General features: G+C 65.9%; 16 protein-coding genes. 10 read left to right on the top strand and 6 right to left on the bottom strand.

The window, feature by feature from the left end:
* Positions 1-38: 38 nt before the first annotated feature.
* The 3 genes from VMJ11_RS07090 to VMJ11_RS07080 all read right to left on the bottom strand — a co-directional run bounded on the left by VMJ11_RS07090 (position 39) and on the right by VMJ11_RS07080 (position 3,013).
* Positions 39-1,238, bottom strand: a complete 1,200-nt coding sequence (locus tag VMJ11_RS07090; RefSeq protein WP_325618329.1) for a PLP-dependent aminotransferase family protein — start codon at positions 1,236-1,238, stop codon at positions 39-41.
* Between the two features lie 149 nt (positions 1,239-1,387).
* The gene (locus VMJ11_RS07085; protein WP_325618328.1) at positions 1,388-2,293 is read right to left on the bottom strand and encodes a DMT family transporter; all 906 of its coding nucleotides are present in this window, start codon (positions 2,291-2,293) and stop codon (positions 1,388-1,390) included.
* A gap of 30 nt (positions 2,294-2,323) precedes the next feature.
* The gene (locus tag VMJ11_RS07080) at positions 2,324-3,013 is read right to left on the bottom strand and encodes a VOC family protein (protein ID WP_325618326.1); all 690 of its coding nucleotides are present in this window, start codon (positions 3,011-3,013) and stop codon (positions 2,324-2,326) included.
* Between the two features lie 186 nt (positions 3,014-3,199).
* Between VMJ11_RS07080 and VMJ11_RS07075 the strand changes: the two genes are divergently transcribed.
* From VMJ11_RS07075 to VMJ11_RS07030, 10 genes are all read left to right on the top strand, one after another.
* Entirely contained in the window at positions 3,200-4,711 is a 1,512-nt protein-coding gene (locus VMJ11_RS07075; protein WP_325618324.1) for a PLP-dependent aminotransferase family protein, read from the top strand.
* Between the two features lie 136 nt (positions 4,712-4,847).
* Positions 4,848-6,761: a molecular chaperone HtpG gene (gene htpG, locus VMJ11_RS07070; RefSeq protein ID WP_325618322.1), complete on the top strand. Its 1,914-nt coding sequence runs from the start codon at positions 4,848-4,850 to the stop codon at positions 6,759-6,761.
* Between the two features lie 160 nt (positions 6,762-6,921).
* Entirely contained in the window at positions 6,922-7,578 is a 657-nt protein-coding gene (locus tag VMJ11_RS07065) for a chorismate--pyruvate lyase family protein (RefSeq protein ID WP_325618321.1), read from the top strand.
* A gap of 19 nt (positions 7,579-7,597) precedes the next feature.
* Positions 7,598-8,092, top strand: coding sequence for a DNA-deoxyinosine glycosylase (locus VMJ11_RS07060; protein WP_325618320.1), 495 nt, complete (start codon positions 7,598-7,600; stop codon positions 8,090-8,092).
* A 364-nt stretch (positions 8,093-8,456) separates the two neighbouring features.
* Positions 8,457-9,074, top strand: a complete 618-nt coding sequence (locus VMJ11_RS07055; protein ID WP_325618318.1) for a hypothetical protein — start codon at positions 8,457-8,459, stop codon at positions 9,072-9,074.
* A gap of 633 nt (positions 9,075-9,707) precedes the next feature.
* Entirely contained in the window at positions 9,708-11,018 is a 1,311-nt protein-coding gene (locus VMJ11_RS07050) for an MFS transporter (RefSeq protein WP_325618316.1), read from the top strand.
* 147 nt (positions 11,019-11,165) lie between these two features.
* Complete coding sequence (locus VMJ11_RS07045; RefSeq protein ID WP_325618315.1) at positions 11,166-12,053, top strand: spermidine synthase; 888 nt, start codon at positions 11,166-11,168, stop codon at positions 12,051-12,053.
* A gap of 364 nt (positions 12,054-12,417) precedes the next feature.
* Positions 12,418-12,654, top strand: a complete 237-nt coding sequence (locus tag VMJ11_RS07040; protein WP_325618313.1) for a DUF3311 domain-containing protein — start codon at positions 12,418-12,420, stop codon at positions 12,652-12,654.
* The gene (mctP, locus tag VMJ11_RS07035) at positions 12,651-14,201 is read left to right on the top strand and encodes a monocarboxylate uptake permease MctP (RefSeq protein WP_325618311.1); all 1,551 of its coding nucleotides are present in this window, start codon (positions 12,651-12,653) and stop codon (positions 14,199-14,201) included. The genes VMJ11_RS07040 and mctP overlap by 4 nt, the downstream gene beginning before the upstream one ends.
* 305 nt (positions 14,202-14,506) lie before the next feature.
* Positions 14,507-15,616, top strand: coding sequence for an FUSC family protein (locus VMJ11_RS07030; protein WP_325618338.1), 1,110 nt, complete (start codon positions 14,507-14,509; stop codon positions 15,614-15,616).
* Positions 15,617-15,676: 60 nt separating this feature from the next.
* Here VMJ11_RS07030 and VMJ11_RS07025 read toward each other — a convergent pair whose 3' ends face one another.
* From VMJ11_RS07025 to VMJ11_RS07015, 3 genes are all read right to left on the bottom strand, one after another.
* Entirely contained in the window at positions 15,677-16,108 is a 432-nt protein-coding gene (locus VMJ11_RS07025; RefSeq protein WP_325618309.1) for a VOC family protein, read from the bottom strand.
* Positions 16,109-16,511: 403 nt separating this feature from the next.
* Positions 16,512-17,465, bottom strand: coding sequence for a transaldolase (gene tal, locus VMJ11_RS07020; protein ID WP_325618307.1), 954 nt, complete (start codon positions 17,463-17,465; stop codon positions 16,512-16,514).
* 317 nt (positions 17,466-17,782) lie between these two features.
* Positions 17,783-19,009: a benzoate/H(+) symporter BenE family transporter gene (locus VMJ11_RS07015; RefSeq protein WP_325618305.1), complete on the bottom strand. Its 1,227-nt coding sequence runs from the start codon at positions 19,007-19,009 to the stop codon at positions 17,783-17,785.
* Positions 19,010-19,049: the final 40 nt, after the last annotated feature.

Here is a 19,049-nt window from a genome sequence, read left to right as displayed (position 1 = left end):
CTCGTTCGGGTGATGAATCAAAAAAGCCTGGCGTTACATCAGGCGTGCGCGCGGATCAGGGCCGCGAGTTTCGCGACGCCTTCCTCGATCTTCGCGGGCGGCACCGTGACGAACGACAGGCGCAGCTTGTTGTGTTCCGGCTCGTTCGCATAGAACGGCGCGCCGGGCACGAAGGCCACGTTCTGCGCGACGGCCTCGGCCAGCAGCTTCATGCTGTCGATGTGCGCGGGCAGCGTCACCCACACGAACATGCCGCCTTCGGGGCGGTTCCAGCTCACGCCTTCGGGCATGTTGCGCTTGAGCGAGTCGAGCATCGCTTCACACTGGTCGCGATAGAGCGCGCGCACCTTCGGGATGTGAGTATCGAGGAAACCGCCCTTCACGACCTCGTAGACGATACGCTGCGTGAAGGTCGGTGTGTGCAGGTCGGTGGCCTGCTTGGCCTGCACGAGCTTGAAGTGCAGATCTTCGGGCGCAATGATGTAGCCGAGGCGCAGGCCCGGCGCCAGCACCTTCGAGAACGAGCCCAGATGCACGACATGCTCGGGTGCGAGCGAGTGCACCGTGGGCAGCGGCTCGCCCGCGTAGAGCAGCGCGCCATAGGGGTCGTCTTCGATGACGGGGAAGGGCGAATGCTTCGCGAACTCCGCGAGCGCCTGGCGGCGCTCGAGCGGCAGGCGGCGGCCCGTGGGGTTCTGGAAGTTCGGGATCGCGTAGAGCAGGCGAGCACCGGCCGTCAGCTCGGGCGTGAGGCCTTCGGGCACGAGGCCCTTGTCGTCGGTCGGCACCTGCACGTAGTTCGGCTCGTAGAGCGAGAACGACTGCAGTGCCCCCAGATACGTGGGCGTTTCCACGAGCACGGGGCTACCGGGCGAGACCAGCACCTTGCCGAGCAGGTCGAGCGCCTGCTGCGAGCCGGTGGTGATGAGCACCTGCGAGGCTCGCACCTTCACGCCGCCCACCGAGTAACGCGCAGCCACCCATTCGCGCAGCGGCATGTAGCCTTCGGTCGCGCTGTACTGGAGCGCGCCCGAGGGGTCGTCGCGCAGGATGCGGTCGGCGGCGGCGCGCATTTCCTCGGCCGGGAAGCTGGCCGGCGAGGGCAGGCCGCCCGCGAACGAAATGACTTCCGGGCGCTCGGTGACCTTCAGGATTTCGCGAATTGCCGAGCTGGTCAGCTTGATTGCGCGCTCGGACAGTTGCCAGGCGGGGGCGGCACGAAGATCGCTCTGGTCCATAGGGTCTCCTTTATAGGGGTCGGGCGAGTGGGTACGAATGCGGGTACGAACGCGGATGCAAATTCAGGGGCGGCATGGGGCGCGCTTTGCAACAGGATCGCGCGCCGCCGGCTGCCGCCGAAAACCTTTGATTATGACGCGAAACCTGCTCAAGCGCGCGCCGGGGCGGGGGCGGTGCGGATCGCGGCGCGCCGGCCCAGCACCACCGTGGCGATCACGGCCGTCGCGTAGAGCCACGCCGAGGGCGCGACCTGCTCGCCGAACAGCAGCGCCGAGAAGGCCATCGTGAAGAAAATCTGCAGCAGCTGGACCTGGCCCACGCGCGCCGTGCCGCCCATGGCGAGCCCGGCGTACCACGCGAAAAAGCCGATGAACTGCGAGAACAGCGTGACGTAGCCGAAGGCGAGCCAGGTCTTGAGCGCGACGGGCTCGGGATGCGCGACGTGGTGCGCCCACGCGAGCCAGCCCACCGGCAGTACGAGGAAGGGCGCGGAGAGCACGAGCGCCCAGCAGATCACCTGCCAGCCGCCGAGCTGGCGGGCGAGGCGCGCGCCTTCAGCGTAGCCGAGCGCGCCGATGCCGACGGCGACGAGCATCCACGCGTCACCGGCGTGCAGTGCGCCGCCGCCCGCCTGGAGTGCGAACGCGACCACGAGCGCGCTGCCGAGGAGCGCGCTCACCCAGAACGCCTTCGAGGGCCGCTCGTGCGAGAGCCACGCGGCGTAGATCGCCACGGCCAGCGGCTGCAGGCCGTTGACGATGGCGCCGTGCGAGGCCGGCACGGTCTTCATCGCAAAGGCGGAAAACACCGGGAAAGCGACGATCACGCCAAGCGAGACCACGGCGAGGCTCTTGACCTGCGGCCAGGTGGGCCACTTTTCGCGGCGGACGGCGAGCAGCAGCGCGGCCGGCACGGCGGCGGCGAGCGCGCGGCCGAGGCCGTTCAGGAGCGGATGGAATTCGCTGACGACGATGCGCGTCATCGGCAGGGTCAGGCTGAAGATCATGACGCCGATGAGGCCGAGCAACATGCCTTGGGTTTCGCGTGCTTTCATACGTGCTTTGCGTGACTTGCGCTCGATGGATCAGCGCGCCGGTGCGCCGAGCGTGCGCGGTCCGGACGGGGTTTCGAACTGCGCGACGAGCGCGGCGTAGGGTGCTTCGTCGATGGCGATCAGATGCGCCGCGCCGAGCCACTCGAGCTGTTCGCGCACGACCTGCGCCTGCGGATGGAACCCGCTGAGCGACGTGAGCGCGATGCCGGTATCGGCGAGTGCCTGTGACGGGTGGCGCGCGGTGTCCCACTGGATCAGCGAGGGCAGCACGCCGTCGCCCGCACCTTGCCAAGCCGGGAAGGCGCCGTCCGCCGGCACCGTGAGCTGCCACGAGAAGTCGCCGCGCGTCATCGGCACCGGGTTCGCGATGCGCTGCGGGTACTGGGCGTGCCAGCGCGCGAGGTTTTTCGGCGGGTCCACGCGCGCGACCCAGTGCGAAAGGTACGGGCCCTCGTCGAGGCGCGCCTGAACGGCCGGGGAGTCGAGCGCGAAGAGACGCGCGCGGGCATTCGCCGCGCCTGCCGCATCGGGATCGATGGCGATGACTTCGAGATACACGCCGCCCCACAGCCCGAGCAGGCGGTTGTGCGTGCGCATGAGCGGGTGCGCGCCGCCGCCCGCGGGCGTGGCGCCAAGCACGTCGCTCACGTACTGCACGCCTTCTTCCAGCGTGCGCGCGGCGACGACGAGATGATCGAGACGAAGCGGCGAAGCGTTCATGTTGGCGGCGAGGTGTCGGTGGGGGCCGGAAGGAATGGGGCGGGAACGCGCGGGCAAACGGTGCGCGCATGCCTCTACCGAATCCTTACCGGTACGCATGCATTGAAATGTACCGGTATGCCTGCAGACAGTAACGGTACAATCAGCCCGATAGTGCTCGGTACAGTTGGACTCCAGGGAGAAGTCATGTCGTCCGTTCCACTCGACCAGATTCCCGCGCCACATGACGCGGCCACGCTCACGCTCGTCGACCAGCTTGTGCAGTGGGGCCGCCGCCGCATCGAGGAGCGCGTGTTCCGGCCCGGCATGCGTATGCCGTCCATCCGCAAGCTCGCGCTCGACAAGGGCGTCTCGCGCTTCACCGTGGTCGAGGCCTACGAACGGCTGGTCGCGCAGGGCTACCTCGATTCCCGCCGCGGCTCGGGGTTCTACGTGCGTGAGCGGCTCGCCCTCGTGGCGGGCGGCGAGCGGTCGCCGGTGCTGGCGGGTGCGCAGGCGCGCTCCGTCGAAGGCGCCGCGGTCGCCCCCGCGCCGCCCACGATCGACGTGGTCTGGCTGCTGCGCAACATGCTGCACACGTCCACGCGGCCAGAAAAAGGGCCGGGTCTGGGCTATCTGCCCGCGCGCTGGCTGGACGGCGAACTGCTGGCGGGTGCGATGCGCTCGCTCGGCCGCCAGAGCGGCTCGCAGCTGCTCGGCTTCGGCTCGCCGCAAGGCTTCCTGCCGCTGCGCCAGCAGCTCCAGACGCGCATGGCCGAGCTCGAAATCGGCGCGACGCCCGAGCAGATCGTGCTTGTCTCGGGCATCACCCAGGCCATCGACCTGCTCGCGCGCCTCTACGTGCAGCCCGGCGACACGGTCGTGGTGGGCGACCCCGCCTGGTTCCAGATGTTCGGGCGCTTCGCCTCGCAGGGCGCGCGGCTCGTGGGCATGCCGTACACGCCCGAAGGGCCGGACCTCGACGCGCTCGAAGCGCTCGTCGAGACCTGGCGGCCGAAGATGCTCGTCATCAACTCCGTGCTGCAAAACCCCACGGGCACGTCGCTCACGGCCGCCCAGGCCTTCCGCATCCTGCGCCTCGCCGAGCAGTACGACTTCATCGTCGTCGAGGACGATATCTACGGCGACCTTTGTCCGGCGGGCTATCCAGCCACGCGCCTCGCGAGCCTCGACCAGTTGCGCCGCGTGATCTACCTCGGCAGCTTTTCGAAGACGCTCGCGCCGAACCTGCGCGTGGGCTATATCGCGTGCGCGCCGGAAGTGGCCCAGGCCGTGGCGGACCAGAAGATGCTGGTCGGCATGACGAGCCCCGAGCTCAATGAGCGCGTGCTCTACCGCGTGCTCACGGAAGGCCACTACCGGCGCCACGTGGAGCGCCTGCGCGCGCGGCTCGACGGCGTGCGCGACAAGGCGGCCCGCATGCTGGAGCGCGCCGGCTGCCGGCTCTTCTTTGCGCCCGGCGCGGGCATGTTCCTGTGGGCGGACACCGGCGTCGACGCGGACGCGCTCACCGCCGCGGGCCACGAAGCCGGTTTCCTGCTCACGCCGGGGACCCTGTTTTCGCCGCACCAGTCGCCGACCACCTGGATGCGCTTCAATATCGCCAATTGCGGCGACCCGGCGTTGCCGGCTTTCCTCGCCGACTACCTGGACGGCGTGGGGCCGCGCGCAAACGCGAATTCGGCCAGCGACTCTTGAAAACGGCGCCGCCTGTCCCCAAGTGCGCGGGCGGCGCGCCGCGAGGCATCGCTGCTCCGGGATAACCCGGGCACGAGCGACCCCGCGGCGCTGAAATCTATCAGACCAGCACGTCAACGAAAGAGGACTCTCGACCATGGCACAAGAAACCATGAGCTTTCAGGCGGAAGTGAAACAGCTTCTGCATCTGATGATCCATTCGCTGTACAGCAACAAGGAAATCTTCCTGCGCGAACTGATCTCGAACGCATCGGACGCGGCCGACAAGCTGCGCTTCGAGGCGATCGCGAACAACGCGCTCTATGAGAACGATCCGAACCTGCGCATCCGCGTGGGTTACGACAAAGCCGCGCGCACCATCACGATCGACGACAACGGCATCGGCATGAGCCACGACGAAGCCGTGTCGAACCTCGGCACGATCGCGCGCTCAGGCACGAAGGAGTTCTTCGGCAAGCTCTCGGGCGACCAGCAGAAGGACGCGGCGCTGATCGGCCAGTTCGGCGTGGGCTTCTATTCGGGCTTCATCGTCGCGGACAAGATCACCGTGGAAAGCCGCCGCGCGGGCCTTTCGGCCGCCGAGGGCGTGCGCTGGTCGAGCGCGGGCGAGGGCGAGTTCTCGGTCGAGGTGATCGAGCGCGCGCAACGCGGCACGACCATCACGCTGCATCTGCGCGAGGGCGAGGACGAGCTGCTTTCGGCGTGGAAGATCAAGTCGATCATCCAGAAGTATTCGGATCACGTCGGCCTGCCCATCGAGATGAAGAAGGAAGAATGGGACGCCGAAAAGAGCGAGATGGTCACGAAGGACGAATACGAGACCATCAACCAGGCGAGTGCGCTGTGGACGCGCGCGAAGAGCGACATCAGCGACGAGCAGTATCAGCAGTTCTATCAGCACCTCGCGCACGACCACCAGAATCCGCTCGCGTGGACGCACAACCGCGTGGAAGGCCGCAGCGAATACACGCAGCTGCTCTACGTGCCGTCGCACGCGCCGTTCGATCTGTGGAACCGCGATCACAAGAGCGGGCTGAAGCTCTATGTGAAGCGCGTCTTCATCATGGACGACGCCGAGCAGCTGCTGCCGAACTACCTGCGCTTCGTGAAGGGCGTGGTGGATTCGGCGGATCTGCCGCTGAACGTCTCGCGCGAAATCCTGCAGGAAAGCCGTGACGTCAAGGCGATTCGCGACGGCGTGACCAAGCGCGTGCTCTCGATGCTCGAAGAGTTGGCGAACGCGCAAACGGACGCCGAAGCGAAGGAAGAGGACAAGGCGAAGTACGCGACGTTCTGGACCGAGTTCGGCCAGGTGCTCAAGGAAGGCATCGGCGAGGATCACGCCAATCGCGAGCGCGTGGCGAAGCTCGCGCGCTTCGCGTCGACGCACAACGACACGAGCGAGCAGACCGTCTCGCTCGCCGACTACGTTGCGCGCATGAAGCCCGAGCAGACGAAGATCTACTACGTCACCGCCGACACGTGGCAGGCCGCGAAGAACAGCCCGCACCTCGAGGTGTTCCGCAAGAAGGGCGTGGAAGTGCTGCTGCTCACGGACCGTGTGGACGAGTGGATGCTGTCGTTCCTCAACGAGTTCGACGGCAAGCCGCTCGCGAGCGTGGCGCGCGGCGACCTCGACCTCGGCGCGCTCAACGACGAGGAAAAGCAGCAACAGGAGAAGGTGGGCGAAGCACTCAAGCCGCTCGTCGAACAGATGAAGGAAGCGCTCAAGGACAAGGCCAAGGACGTGCGCCTCACGTTCCGCCTGACCGATTCGCCCTCGTGCCTCGTGGCCGACGAAGGCGACATGAGCGGCTACCTGCAGCGCATGCTGAAGGCGGCGGGGCAGCAGGCGCCTTCGTCTCATCCGATTCTGGAGGTGAACCCGGAGCATCCGCTCGTGAAGGCGCTGCGCACCGATAGCGCGGACTTCGGTGACTGGTGCCATCTGCTGTTCGATCAGGCGCTGCTTGCCGAAGGCGGCGCGCTCGACGATCCCGCGAGCTTCGTGAAGCGGACCAACGCCCTGCTGCTCGCGCGCGCGAGCTGACGCGGCGCGTGCCGCATGCTCCGCGCGTGTCGCATGTGTCAAGCTTGATGCGGCGCGCGGCCTTGCATGACCGATGCCCCTTGCGGTTGCTTGCCGCGAGGGGTTTTTCTTTGGTCCGGCTGGCGGCGAGCTGAAATGCGCGCAGCCTATAATGCGCGCCATGTCCATCCGATTCGATGCCGCCGACGCGCACTGGCGCGTCACGCCCTTGCCCGCCTTGAGCGCAGACCAGAAAGACTGGCTCACGCGCGGCGGTTCGCTCACGGCGCACCTGCGCACGCTCGGACGTGTCGAGGTGCGCGTGACGCGCGAAGCCCTCGCTATGCCCTGGTCCGACGAATGCGCGGCGCTCGGTCTCGCGCCGCGCGAGCGCGCGTGGGTGCGCGAGATCGTGCTCGCCGTCGATGGCGTGCCGTTCGTGGCGGCGCACAGCGCGACGCCGCTCGCCGCGAGTCACGGCGTCTGGCAGGCCATGCGCCGCCTGCGCACGCGGCCGCTTGCCGAGCTGCTCTACAGCGACAGCGGCGTGGCGCGCTCGGCGCTCGTGAGCCGGCGCGCGAGTGGCCGGCATCCGCTTCACGCGCTTGCGGCGCGCGAAACGCCCGCCTGTGACGTGCCGCATGCGTTCATCGCGCGGCGCTCGGTATTCGAGCGCGCCGGCGCACCCTTGCTCGTGACGGAGTGCATGCTGCCCGCGCTATGGGCGCGGCTTGCGAGCGGCCCGCAGGCGAGGGCGCACGCCCAGGGCGTGCATCCGGCGCGCGAGCGCGGCCCGCTCGATCACACCGCATCGCGCGCGCATCAGGCGCCGCGTTGAACGTGTTGCAGGCCGATACATGACGTTCAAGCGCTGCTTCGATCCCGTCGTCGATGCGCGTACGCGCGTGCTCATCCTCGGCAGCCTGCCTGGAGAAGTCTCGCTGATTCATCAGCAGTACTACGCACATCGGCAGAACAAGTTCTGGATGCTTGTTGGCGAGGTGATCGAACGGGATCTGGTCGGTATGGACTATCCGGCTCGTCTCGACACCTTGCTCGAACATCGCATCGGGTTGTGGGATGTCGTTGCGGAAGCCCGACGTGTCGGGAGTCTCGATAGCCGCATACGCGACCATGCCAGTAACGATCTGATTGCGCTCGTCGATACGTTGCCGAATCTGGCGACGATTGCCTTCAATGGTGGGACCGCAGCAAGGATCGGGATGAAGGCGCTTGGCGAGCGTGGAGATCAATATCGACTGCTGCGCCTGCCATCGAGCAGTCCTGCCCATGCCTCAGTCCCATACGCGGAAAAGCTGGCGGTTTGGCGGCTGCTGCGGCAATTGGATTAATTTGGGCAAACGTGCCGTGGCGCCAGCAGAAGGAGGGCGACAAGGGGTGTCCGGGCTGCTGGCAGCAGGCGGCAGGATGGCCGGCTGAACCCATTCGGCGATCGGCAATGCGCAGGCGAACGGCTTCAATTCGTTGCGGGCGCATGCGTCATTGTTGAGGAAGGTCTAATTCAATGGGGGCGGCCGAATGGAGTTCGAAAGATTGGACGCCTGGAATCGACGCCTGAATATTGACAATGCCTCGACCATGAAAACGATAAAGACGCTGTTGCTGATTGCGACAGCCGCTCCACTCTTTGCCTGGGCCGATTCGGTTCCGGCGCCGGCTATCCAGCCGGGAGATACGTGGACATAAATCGATACCGTGGAGACCGCGCCGAACGGCTGGCGCCAGACGCACGACGAGATCGTCGTACTGCGTACCACGCCCGAGCACATCTACATCGAGACGAAGCAGGCAGGCTCTGCACAGGCAGCCAATGAAACGATCGCCGGCGCGGACTGGAGCCGGTCTCGCAACGTGAACGGCACTGAAACGACGGTCAATCGACCGTTGATGTTTCCGCTTTCCACCGGAAAAAGCTGGGAAGTGAAATATACCGAAGCCCATCCGAATCCCAAACACAACTCTGAATCGTTCGATAGCCGATTCAGGGTTGTCGGCACTGAGACAATCGAAGTGCCCGCAGGCAAATTCGAGGCGATCAAGATCGAGGCCGAAGGCGAATGGACGGCGCAAATGGCGCCGATGCATGCGACTGCCGCCGCAACCGTTGCGAAGCAAGATGGCACGACCATCGTGATGAACAGTCGAAACGTCGCACCTGTCTCGGCGACCGGCCGGCTCTACAAGGCAGTCTGGTACGTGCCGGAAGTCGGTCGCTGGGTGAAATCTGTCGAGGAGTATTACGGCAGCAACGGCGTGCGTATGGAACGGTACTCGACCGAGCTTGAGTCGTTCAAGGTTGGCGCGCAGCAGTAGGCGCGCCATGCTATTGCGCTCGACGGCGGGAAGGCGGCGAAGATCGAGCTAAAGGCGCCTGACGAGACGGCTAGTCGATATCAGCTCGTGCGTTTGCCGATCAGTCCGCGAGGCTTTTGCGTCAAAAGTTGATAGCCCCTTCTATCGATTGCACTTCCGCGCGGTTCAGGAAAATGTAGAAATTCCGGGGTGCGGAGTTGCCTGCGCTCGTGATGGCGAGCGTCGTTCCCTCGCGAATGACGGTTGCGTTGTCATTTGACCGTTGGCCTGGTAGAAGACCCTGGTATTGAGGTGTAGCTGTGTTGAGCGGTGCATTGGCGACGAGGCGCGCGTCCCTCCGAGGGACACGCGATCGATGCCCGACCATAGCGGAGCCAACGCGACGATCAAAACGGAGCTAATGCCTTCCATACGGATGTTGCGCCAACGGGATTACAAAAAACGTCTCGGGCTGCTTCCGGCGAAACGCAGCGCACCGGCAGTCTCGATATCTGCATTCGCAATCATGCAAGCAAATGACTTTACCGCGGTGGCCCACCAGCACCGCCTGCACGAGTTGTAATACTTCTTTTGCGAAGTTGTCTGACTTCAGATATTCTCGTCGCCTGAGCGAGAACAAAATCCGGAGACAGCATGCAACCCGACGTGGCGCCTTCGCGGCGCGTGAAGACCATCCAGCGTCAAACCCTCATCCTGCTGGTGATCTGCGTGTCGATCAGCACGATCGACCGCGCCGCCCTCGCGGTGGCGAACCCCCTCGTGCGGCACGACCTCGGACTATCCGTGTCGGAAATGGGGCTGCTCCTGTCCGCTTTCTTGTGGGCCTACGCCGTCGCCCAGTTGCCCATCGGTCCGCTGATCGACCGGTTCGGCCCGCGTCGCGTGCTGGCTGCCGGCATCACCGTCTGGTCCACGGCGCAAATGCTGTGTGGCGCGGCAACGGGAACCCTCGCGTTCGCCGGCGCACGCGCGCTGCTCGGCGTGGGAGAGGCGCCGCAGTTTCCGACAGCCGCCTGCGCGGCGAAAGACTGGTTCGCCGTACGCGATCGCGGTCGCGCCACCGGCTGGTTCATGTGCGCGTCCTATCTCGGCACCGGCATTGCCGCGCCGCTCATCACCGGATTGATGCTGACGTTCGGCTGGCGCTGGATGTTCCTCATCATGGGCGTGCTCGGCCTCGTCGTCGCGCTCGTCTGGGCGATGAAATACCGCGGCCCGCAGGAGGTCGCGCTCGGCGACGATGAGCGCGCCTACTTCGGCACGCCGCAAGGCCGCGCGGCGGGTGCACAGCAAGTCAGCCTGCGACAGTGGGCCAGTTTATTCAAGTCCGGGACCACGTGGGGTATGCTCGCCGGCTATTTCGGCATCATCTACGTGAACTGGCTATTCAATACCTGGCTGCCCGGCTATCTGCACATGCAGCGGCACATGAGCCTCGTGCAAGTGGGGTGGATGGCGGCCATTCCGTATTCGTGCGCGGTGGTGGGCGCGATCACGGCAGGCTATCTGGTCGACTGGCTCTCGCAGCGCGGCGCGAGCCTCACGGCCAGCCGCAAGGTGCCGGCCTGCGTGTTCCTCGTCGTGCAGACCTTGCTCGTCACCTGCGCGGTGTCGAGCACGAGCGATTCGGTCGCCATCGCGTGCCTCTCGGGCGCGATGTTCTGCGGGACTGCCGCCACGACGATCGCCTGGGCCATGGTCAGCGTATTCGCACCTTCGTCCTGCACGGGCTCGCTCGGTTCGCTCCAGAACTTCGGCGGCTATGTCGGTGGCGCCTGCGCGCCGATCGTGACCGGTTTCATCGTGCAGAAAACGGGCTCTTTCGATCTCGCGCTGTATATCGGCGCGGGCATGTCGCTGCTCGCGGCGCTCGCGTATCTGGCACTCGTGAAGGGCAAGATCGCCGTCGAGGAAAACGAAGAGGCGCCGGTGCTCGTCGAGTGACGCACGATAGGCGCCGGCATGGCGTGCGAGATCGCGCCTTGCACGCCGTGGCGCCTTCATCGGGCCCGATGTGCCGCGAATGCTATGCTCTCGGTCGCCCGAGCAGTTGCACCTGCATCTGCGTCCCACAGCAAGCGATTTTTCTACATGACGACTCTCATCAAGCGCGCCTCCGCCGAAGCGCGCGCATTCAAGAAGACCGGCAGCGCAACGAAGACCCGCAAGGCCGCCGCCAGCGACGACCTCGACAACGCGCCGGTCATCGAAGCGCCGCGCAAGCCGCGCTTTGCTCCCGTCACGTTCTCGGAAGAGAACGGCGTGCGCTATCTGCATTTCGGCACCGAATGGGTGCAGGGCGCGATGCGCTTGTCCAAGCCGCAGCACATCGAGCTCGAATACGCGCAACAGATGATGGCCTGGCTGCTCTTTCTCGCCACGCCCGAGCGCATCGTCCAACTGGGTCTGGGCGCCGCGGCGCTCACCAAGTTCGCGCATCGCTACCTGCGCCCCGCGAAGGTCGAGGCGATCGAGCTCAATCCCGCGGTCGTGGTGGCCGCGCACACGATGTTCGAGTTGCCGCACGACGACGAGCGGCTCACCGTGCGCGAACTCGACGCGTGGGATTTCGTGCACGACCGCGCCAATCACGGCACGATCGGCGCGTTGCAGATCGATGTTTACGACGCGACCGCGCGCGGTCCGGTGCTCGACAGCGTGGCGTTCTACCGCGCCGTGCGCGCGTGTCTCGCCGATGCGGGCATCGCGACGATCAACCTGTTCGGCGATCACCCGAGCTTCGTGCGCAACATGAAGCGCCTGAAGGAAGCCTTCGACGGCCGCGTGATCGCGCTGCCCGAAGTGCACGAGGGCAATCGCGTGGCGCTGGCGTTCTCGGGCCCTGCGCTCGAAGTGACCTACGAGGCGCTCGAAAAGCGCGCACGCCTGCTGGAAAGCAAGCTCGGCTTGCCGGCCCATCAATGGGTGAAGGCGCTGCGCGAATCGAGCGGTCAGAACGGCGCGACGTTCTCGATCTGATCTGCGCATTGAATCGCCGCATTTGATCGCCGCAGACGGCCCTGGCGCCGCTGCAGCGCACGCTCTGTGCACGAAGAAGCCGGCCACGTTCAACGTGGCCGGCTTCTTTTTTGGGGCTTGTCCATCCGCAGCAGACAGCGTTCGCGGAAAATTTACTAGATCTATCGCAAGCCGTTGGTACTTGACAACGCCTTGCGAATTGGGGTCAGCCCTGCTTGACCGTCGGGCGCGGCGTCTATACTCTTTTCAGCGCCTTCGGGGACCTTGCGGGCTATCCGTCTGCGGGACCATCGGCCGCGTCACGCCAGGCGGTGGACCGCACACAAAGCAAGACCGCATAACTACATAAGCAAGAGGAGACGTCATGGCTCACGACGCCGACGCCGGAAAATCAAGCAAGCATTGGCTCTGGCTTTTGCTGCTGCCCTGGATCGCGATGATCTGGGTGCCGTCATACAACAAGATCGAACCCACGTTGTGGGACTTTCCGTTTTTCTACTGGTATCAGTTGCTCTGGGTACTGATCAGCGCCGTCATTACCGCGCTCGTCTATCTCAAGACGAAGACGCGCGGCAAGGGTGATGCAGGGGGTGCGCAATGAACGTCGTCGCAACTTCCGTCTTCGTCTTGTTCTTCGTCGGCGTCACGATTCTGGGCTTTTTCGCGGCTCGCTGGCGCAGGGGCAATCTCGCGCATCTGGACGAGTGGGGCCTCGGCGGCCGCCGCTTCGGGACGTTCGTCACCTGGTTCCTGCTTGGCGGCGATCTCTACACCGCATACACCTTCGTCGCCGTGCCGGCGCTCGTGTTCGGTGCGGGCGCAACGGGTTTCTTCGCGCTGCCGTACACGATCCTGATCTATCCGTTCGCGTTCGTCGTGTTCCCGAAGCTCTGGGCCATCGCGAAGCGCCACAGCTACGTCACCTCGGCCGATTTCGTGAGCGCGCGCTATGGCAGCCGCATGCTCGCGCTCGCCATTGCGTTGACGGGCATCGTCGCGACCATGCCGTACATCGCGCTGCAGCTCGTGGGTATCGAAGTGGTGATCGGCGCGCTCGGCTTCGACACGACGGGCTTCGTGGGCGATCTGCCGCTCATCATCGCGTTCGCGATCCTCGCCGCGTACACGTACACGTCGGGCCTGCGCGCGCCGGCCATGATCGCGGTCGTGAAGGATATCCTCATCTACATCACGATCATCGTGGCGATCATCGTGATTCCCGCGCAGATGGGCGGCTTCGGCCATATCTTCGGCGCGGTGCCGCCGGCCAAGCTGCTGCTCAAGTCACCCGATGCCACGAGCCTGAACGGCTATAGCGCTTACGCGACGCTCGCGGTAGGTTCGGCGCTCGCGCTGTTCCTCTATCCGCACTCGGTCACGGCGATTCTCTCGTCGTCCTCGGGCAACACCATCCGCCGCAACATGGCGATGCTGCCCGCGTACTCGCTCGTGCTCGGCCTGCTCGCGCTGCTCGGCTACATGGCGCTCGCCTCGGGCGTGAAGGACATGCCGGAATTCGCGCCGTACTTCAAGGCCTTCGGCCCGAACTTCGCGGTGCCCGCGCTGTTCCTGCACTTCTTCCCCTCGTGGTTCGTGGGCGTGGCGTTTGCGGCCATCGGCATCGGCGCGCTGGTGCCCGCGGCGATCATGTCGATCGCGGCGGCCAACCTCTACACGCGCAACATCCACAAGGAGTTCGTCAACCGCAACATGAGCCACGAGCAGGAGACCAACATCGCCAAGCTGGTCTCGCTGATCGTGAAGGTCGGCGCCGTGGCGTTCATCCTGGGCTTGCCGCTCACGTACGCCATCCAGCTGCAGCTGCTCGGCGGTATCTGGATCATCCAGACGCTGCCCGCCATCGTGCTCGGCCTCTATACGCGCATGCTCGACTACCGCGGCCTGCTGGTCGGCTGGGCGGTGGGCATCGCCACCGGCACGTGGATGGCGATTTCGCTCCACCTCAAGGGCTCGATCTTCGTCGTGCATCTGTTCGGCATGGACGTGCCTGGCTACGCCGCCGTGTGGTCGCTGATCGTGAACCTCGTGGTCTCGGTCGTCGTGTCCGCGCTCGTGCATATGTTCGGCATGCAGAAGGCCGAGGACCGTACGCGTCCGGAAGACTATCTCGACGTCGTCGAGAGCTGATCCGCCAGGAGCCCGGCGCACGCCGCCGGGTACGGACTTCCCGCAATGCCCGCAACGAACAGTTGCGGGCATTCGTTTTTCTGGTGCACGATGGCTGCTGGGACGCTGCCTTGCCGAGCGTCCGGTTTCCAACCGGCTCACGCCCAGCCCGTGCCATGGCATCATCCGAAACCGATCCCGAAACCGAACCGCAAGCACGAAGCGCCAGTGCCAGTGCCAGTGCCAGTGCCAGGGCCGCCGGCACGCTCGCCGACGGCGGCGCTGGCCGCCAGGGCGCCCCACGAAGCCGTTCGCGGCTCGCGCGCATGTGGCGCGCGCTGGCCTCGCCGTACTATCGCTACCGAAACGCCAAGGTCATTCACAGCGTGCGCGTGGGTCTCGCGATGCTCGCCTCCATCCTCGCGACCTCGGGCATCGACATTCCACATGGCATCTGGGCCTCTGTCACGCTGCTCGTCGTGATCGGCGGGCTGCAGCATCAAGGCAACATCCGCAAGAAAGCCGCCGAGCGTGCGCTCGGCACGCTGCTCGGCGCCGTCATCGGGCTCGTGCTCATTGTCGTGCAGGCCGTGAGCGGCTCGGTGGCGCTCACCTATACGCTGATGTCGGTCGTCGCCGCCGTGTGCGGCTACTACGCGATCGGCAAACCGGGCTACGTGGCACTGCTCGCGGCCATCACCATGTGCATCGTCGCGGGCCACGGCGACAACCTCATCGACACGGGCCTCTGGCGCACGCTCAACGTGATGATCGGCATCGTCATCGCGCTCGTGTTCTCGTTTGCCTTGCCGCTGCATGCCACGTATTCGTGGCGCTACCTCCTCGCCGACAATCTGCGCGAATGCGCCGGCGTCTACGCGCAGGTGGCCAACGGCGTGCACGTCGACCCCGATGAACAGGTGCAGACCTTCATGCGCCTGAACGCGCGGCTCGTGCAGTTGCGTGCCTTGATGCCTTCGGTGGCCAAGGAGATCGACGTGCCGCAGGCGCGGCTCGAGCAGGTGCAGCGCATTCATCGCTCGATCCTGAGCGCGCTCGAAATGCTCTCGACGAGTACGGGCACCTGCGAGCAGGCGCTCGTGCGCGAGGCCTTCGCGCAGCGCGGCGAGCGGGTGCGCGGCGCGCTGCTCGCCGCCGCGCGTGCGCTGCGTTTTGGCGGCGGCCGGCATCCCGAGGCGGCCGCGCAGGCGCTGCGCATGCCGGCCTCGCTCGCGCAGGGCAGCGAAACAGGCGAAACGGGCATGAATGTCGCCGCGCAGGCCGAGGCGGCGGTGGGCCCGCTTGCGCCGCAGATGCAGGGGCCGTACTGGCTCAGCCTGCGCGTGGAGGAGCAGGTGGCGCACCTGCGCGCGCTGCTCCTCGAAACCGAGCCGCGCTGGAACATCGAGCGCGCCTCGACGCACCGCATGGTGTGAGCCGCGGCGCGCCTCGCGAGGCGCCTGGGCCGATGTTCCGAAGGTGGCGCGGCCCGGCTCTCAGGCGGCCGGTTGTTGCAGCGGGGGCGCCGTGACCATCCACGGTACGCCGAACTTGTCGCTCAGCATGCCGAAGCCGGGCGACCAGAATGTCTTCTGGAACGGCATCGTGACCTTGCCATCCTTGGCTAGCGCGTTGAAGTAGCGCTCGGCCGTGGCGGCGTCGGGCGCACCCAGCGAAACGCTGAAGCCGAGGAACTTGTCGTTCTGGGTCATGCAGCCGCCGTCGGACAACATGAACTGCGCATCGCCGATCTGGAGCGTCGCGTGCATGACCTTTTCGGCGAATTCCGGCGGCATGGGGCGCTGCGGATCGGGCGGCGCATCCTTGAAGCGCATCTTGAACAGTTCCTGCGCGCCGAGCGCGTCGCGATAGAACGCGATCGCCTCGTCGCAATTTCCGGGGTAGAAGAGATAGGGCTGGATTTGCATCGTCGGTTTCCTTGCGGACTGGACGTTGGGCGGCCCCTTCGGCGCGCAATAGCTGGCGCGGAGCCGGATAAGTGCGGCGAGCTGCGCCGCTGCCCTGATTCTAGGCGCGCGAGTGGGCGTGACCGAGCGATCTGTCGCCAGGGTTTGCGAGGGCGTGAACGGGAATGTGCGTTGCGCGCGCAAGCCCCCTTCAGGCTCGATACAGGCGAGGAGATGGAAGCTGCGGCAGGGCGCGGGGGCTCGCGAGAAGGACCCACGGGCCGCTGGATGACCCGCGAATGCAAACGGGCGACGCATGATGCGTCGCCCGTTGGGGATCGAAAGCGCGCGCTCGGCAGTGTGCTGCCAGCTACCTGTCAGCACGCTGTCAGTGAGCGCGCCTCAGTAATGCGCTCCAGAAGCGTTAGCGCAGTTCCTCGATCATCTTTTCGAGCTTGATCGCGTCGGCGGCGAAGGCGCGGATGCCTTCCGCGAGCTTCTCGGTCGCCATGGCCTCTTCGTTCAGCTGGAAGCGGAACGACGGCTCGTCCACGGCCACGCGCTCGATTTGCTCGTCCTTGAACGCCTCCGGCGAGAGCTTGCGCTCGACCTTTTCGGTGCTGTCGTGGAGCTTCTGCAGCAGGTCCGGGCTGATGGTGAGCAGGTCGCACCCGGCCAGCTCGACGATCTGGCTTGTGTTGCGGAAGCTCGCGCCCATCACCTCGGTCTTGTAGCCGAACTTCTTGTAGTAAGCGTAGATGCGGCGCACGGACTGCACGCCCGGGTCGTTCGCGCCGCCGTCCTTCGCCTCGTCCCAGTCGGCCCCCTTGGCCTTTTTGTACCAGTCATAGATGCGGCCCACGAACGGCGAAATGAGCTGCGCGCCCGCCTGCGCGCACGCAACGGCCTGCGCGAGCGAGAACAGCAGCGTCATGTTGCAGTGGATGCCCTCTTTCTGGAGCACCTCGGCGGCGCGGATGCCTTCCCACGTGGAGGCGAGCTTGATCAGCACCCGTTCGCGCCCGATGCCGGCCTGCTTGTACAGGTCGATGATGTGGTGCGCTTTCTCGATCGACTTCTTCGTGTCGAAGGACAGGCGCGCATCCACTTCAGTCGAAACGCGGCCCGGAATGATCTTGAGGATTTCGGTGCCGAACGCGATCAGCAGATGGTCGATGATCGACTCGAGCGATTCGCTCGCGTGATCGCGCACGGTTTTTTCGAGCAGCGGCCGGTACTCGGGCTTCTGAACGGCCTTGAGGATCAGCGAGGGGTTGGTGGTCGCGTCCTGCGGCTTGTACTGCACGAATTGCTGGAAGTCGCCCGTATCGGCGACGACGGTGGTGTACTGCTTGAGCTGATCGAGTGCGGTAGTCATGTCAGGCCTTGTGGGCGCGTGTGCGCCTGCATCGGTGAGAGTTGAACGGCCGGTGTGCGCGAGCGATGGGGCTCGGGCACACCGGGCGGAACGCGAAAGGGCGCTGTATGGACGCCGGCTGGCTCGCACGCGTCGTGCCCGTTGTGCGCAGAACGCGCGGAACGCGTGTAATGCGCGTTCCGGGCACGAGGGCGCGAAGCCATGCGGCGCGCTTCGCCGCGCCGGAGGGCGCAGCTGACTTCGTCATTCTATGGCGGAAACGCGCGACGTTGCGTTTCGTTGCGTTCGAGGCATGCTGGGCGCCGTGTGCGACAGCCTCACGCGCGCCGCGCGTTCAGCACGAACTGGGTGATGACGCCCGCCACGAGCCCCCAGAACGCCGCGCCGATGGAAAGCAGCGTGAGTCCCGAGGCGGTCACCATGAAGGTGACGAGCGCGGCCTCGCGCTCCTTCGGGTTCTGCATCGCGTTGGTGAGGCCGCTCATGATCGAGCCGAACAGCGCGAGCGCCGCGATCGAGACCACGAGCGCCTTCGGGAACGCCGCGAACAGCGCCGCGATGGTCGCGCCGAAGGTGCCCGCGATCAGGTAGAAGACTCCGCACCACACGGCCGCCATGTAGCGCTTCGTGCGGTCTTCGTGCGCGTGCGGGCCGGTGCAGATCGCCGCGGTGATGGCCGCGAGGTTCACGCCGTGCGAGCCGAACGGCGCGAGCACGAGCGAGGCGAGGCCGGTCGTGGCGATGAGCGGCGAGGAGGGCGCGACCGTGTGGTCGTAGCCGTCGGCGCGCAGCACGGCGATGCCGGGCACATTTTGCGAGGCCATCGCCACGACGAAGAGCGGGATGCCGATGCTCACGATCGCGGGGACCGAGAACGCCGGCATCGTGAACACGGGCTGGGCGACGGCCACGCGGAAATGGCTGAAGTCGAGCAGCCCGAGCACGGCGGCGGCGGCGATGCCGATCGCGAGCGTCGCCACGATCGCGTAGCGGGGCACGAAGCGCTTCACGATCAGATAGCCGAAGAACATCGTGAGGACGAGCGGCGTTTGCACCTGCGCCGCGTGGAAGATCTCGATGCCGATCTCGAACAGGATGCCCGCGAGCAGCGCCGCGGCGATGCCGCCGGGAATGCGCTTCATGAGCGTGTCGAACCAGCCGGTCAGGCCCACGGCCGTGAGCAGCACCGCGCACACGATGTAGGCGCCGATCGCCTCGGCATACGGCACGTGCGGCAGCGAGCTGATGAGGAGCGCGGCGCCCGGCGTGGACCACGCGACCACGATGGGCGCGCGGAACCACAGCGACAATCCGATGGTCGTCACGGCCATGCCGATGGAGAGCGCCCAGATCCACGAGGAGATCTGCGCGTCGGAGAGATGGGCGGCCTGGCCGGCCTGGAACATCAGCACGAGCGAACTGGTGTAGCCCGTCATCATTGCAACGAAGCCAGCCACGACCGTGGCGACCGACGTATCGGCGAAGGGTCGCAGCGGCCCCGGCCTGAAGGTTGCCGGCAGGTCGGGGGATGAGGGCGCGGTCATGCTACTGGTCTCCTGGTTATGCGTTGTTGATGCGTTGTTG

The organism is Paraburkholderia sp., from assembly GCF_035501035.1.
Classification (GTDB): Bacteria; Pseudomonadota; Gammaproteobacteria; order Burkholderiales; family Burkholderiaceae; genus Paraburkholderia.
The sequence above is the reverse complement of the archived record's forward strand: the minus strand, read 5'-3'. Positions and strand labels throughout refer to the sequence as shown.

Excerpts from the sequence above, each read along its gene's own strand:
- VMJ11_RS07090 (WP_325618329.1), bottom strand. The coding sequence starts at position 1,238 with ATGGACCAGAGCGATCTTCGTGCCGCCCCCGCCTGGCAACTGTCCGAG.
- VMJ11_RS07085 (WP_325618328.1), bottom strand. The coding sequence starts at position 2,293 with ATGAAAGCACGCGAAACCCAAGGCATGTTGCTCGGCCTCATCGGCGTC.
- VMJ11_RS07080 (WP_325618326.1), bottom strand. The coding sequence starts at position 3,013 with ATGAACGCTTCGCCGCTTCGTCTCGATCATCTCGTCGTCGCCGCGCGC.
- VMJ11_RS07075 (WP_325618324.1), top strand. The coding sequence starts at position 3,200 with ATGTCGTCCGTTCCACTCGACCAGATTCCCGCGCCACATGACGCGGCC.
- htpG (WP_325618322.1), top strand. The coding sequence starts at position 4,848 with ATGGCACAAGAAACCATGAGCTTTCAGGCGGAAGTGAAACAGCTTCTG.
- VMJ11_RS07065 (WP_325618321.1), top strand. The coding sequence starts at position 6,922 with ATGTCCATCCGATTCGATGCCGCCGACGCGCACTGGCGCGTCACGCCC.
- VMJ11_RS07060 (WP_325618320.1), top strand. The coding sequence starts at position 7,598 with ATGACGTTCAAGCGCTGCTTCGATCCCGTCGTCGATGCGCGTACGCGC.
- VMJ11_RS07050 (WP_325618316.1), top strand. The coding sequence starts at position 9,708 with ATGCAACCCGACGTGGCGCCTTCGCGGCGCGTGAAGACCATCCAGCGT.
- VMJ11_RS07045 (WP_325618315.1), top strand. The coding sequence starts at position 11,166 with ATGACGACTCTCATCAAGCGCGCCTCCGCCGAAGCGCGCGCATTCAAG.
- VMJ11_RS07040 (WP_325618313.1), top strand. The coding sequence starts at position 12,418 with ATGGCTCACGACGCCGACGCCGGAAAATCAAGCAAGCATTGGCTCTGG.
- mctP (WP_325618311.1), top strand. The coding sequence starts at position 12,651 with ATGAACGTCGTCGCAACTTCCGTCTTCGTCTTGTTCTTCGTCGGCGTC.
- VMJ11_RS07030 (WP_325618338.1), top strand. The coding sequence starts at position 14,507 with ATGTGGCGCGCGCTGGCCTCGCCGTACTATCGCTACCGAAACGCCAAG.
- VMJ11_RS07025 (WP_325618309.1), bottom strand. The coding sequence starts at position 16,108 with ATGCAAATCCAGCCCTATCTCTTCTACCCCGGAAATTGCGACGAGGCG.
- tal (WP_325618307.1), bottom strand. The coding sequence starts at position 17,465 with ATGACTACCGCACTCGATCAGCTCAAGCAGTACACCACCGTCGTCGCC.
- VMJ11_RS07015 (WP_325618305.1), bottom strand. The coding sequence starts at position 19,009 with ATGACCGCGCCCTCATCCCCCGACCTGCCGGCAACCTTCAGGCCGGGG.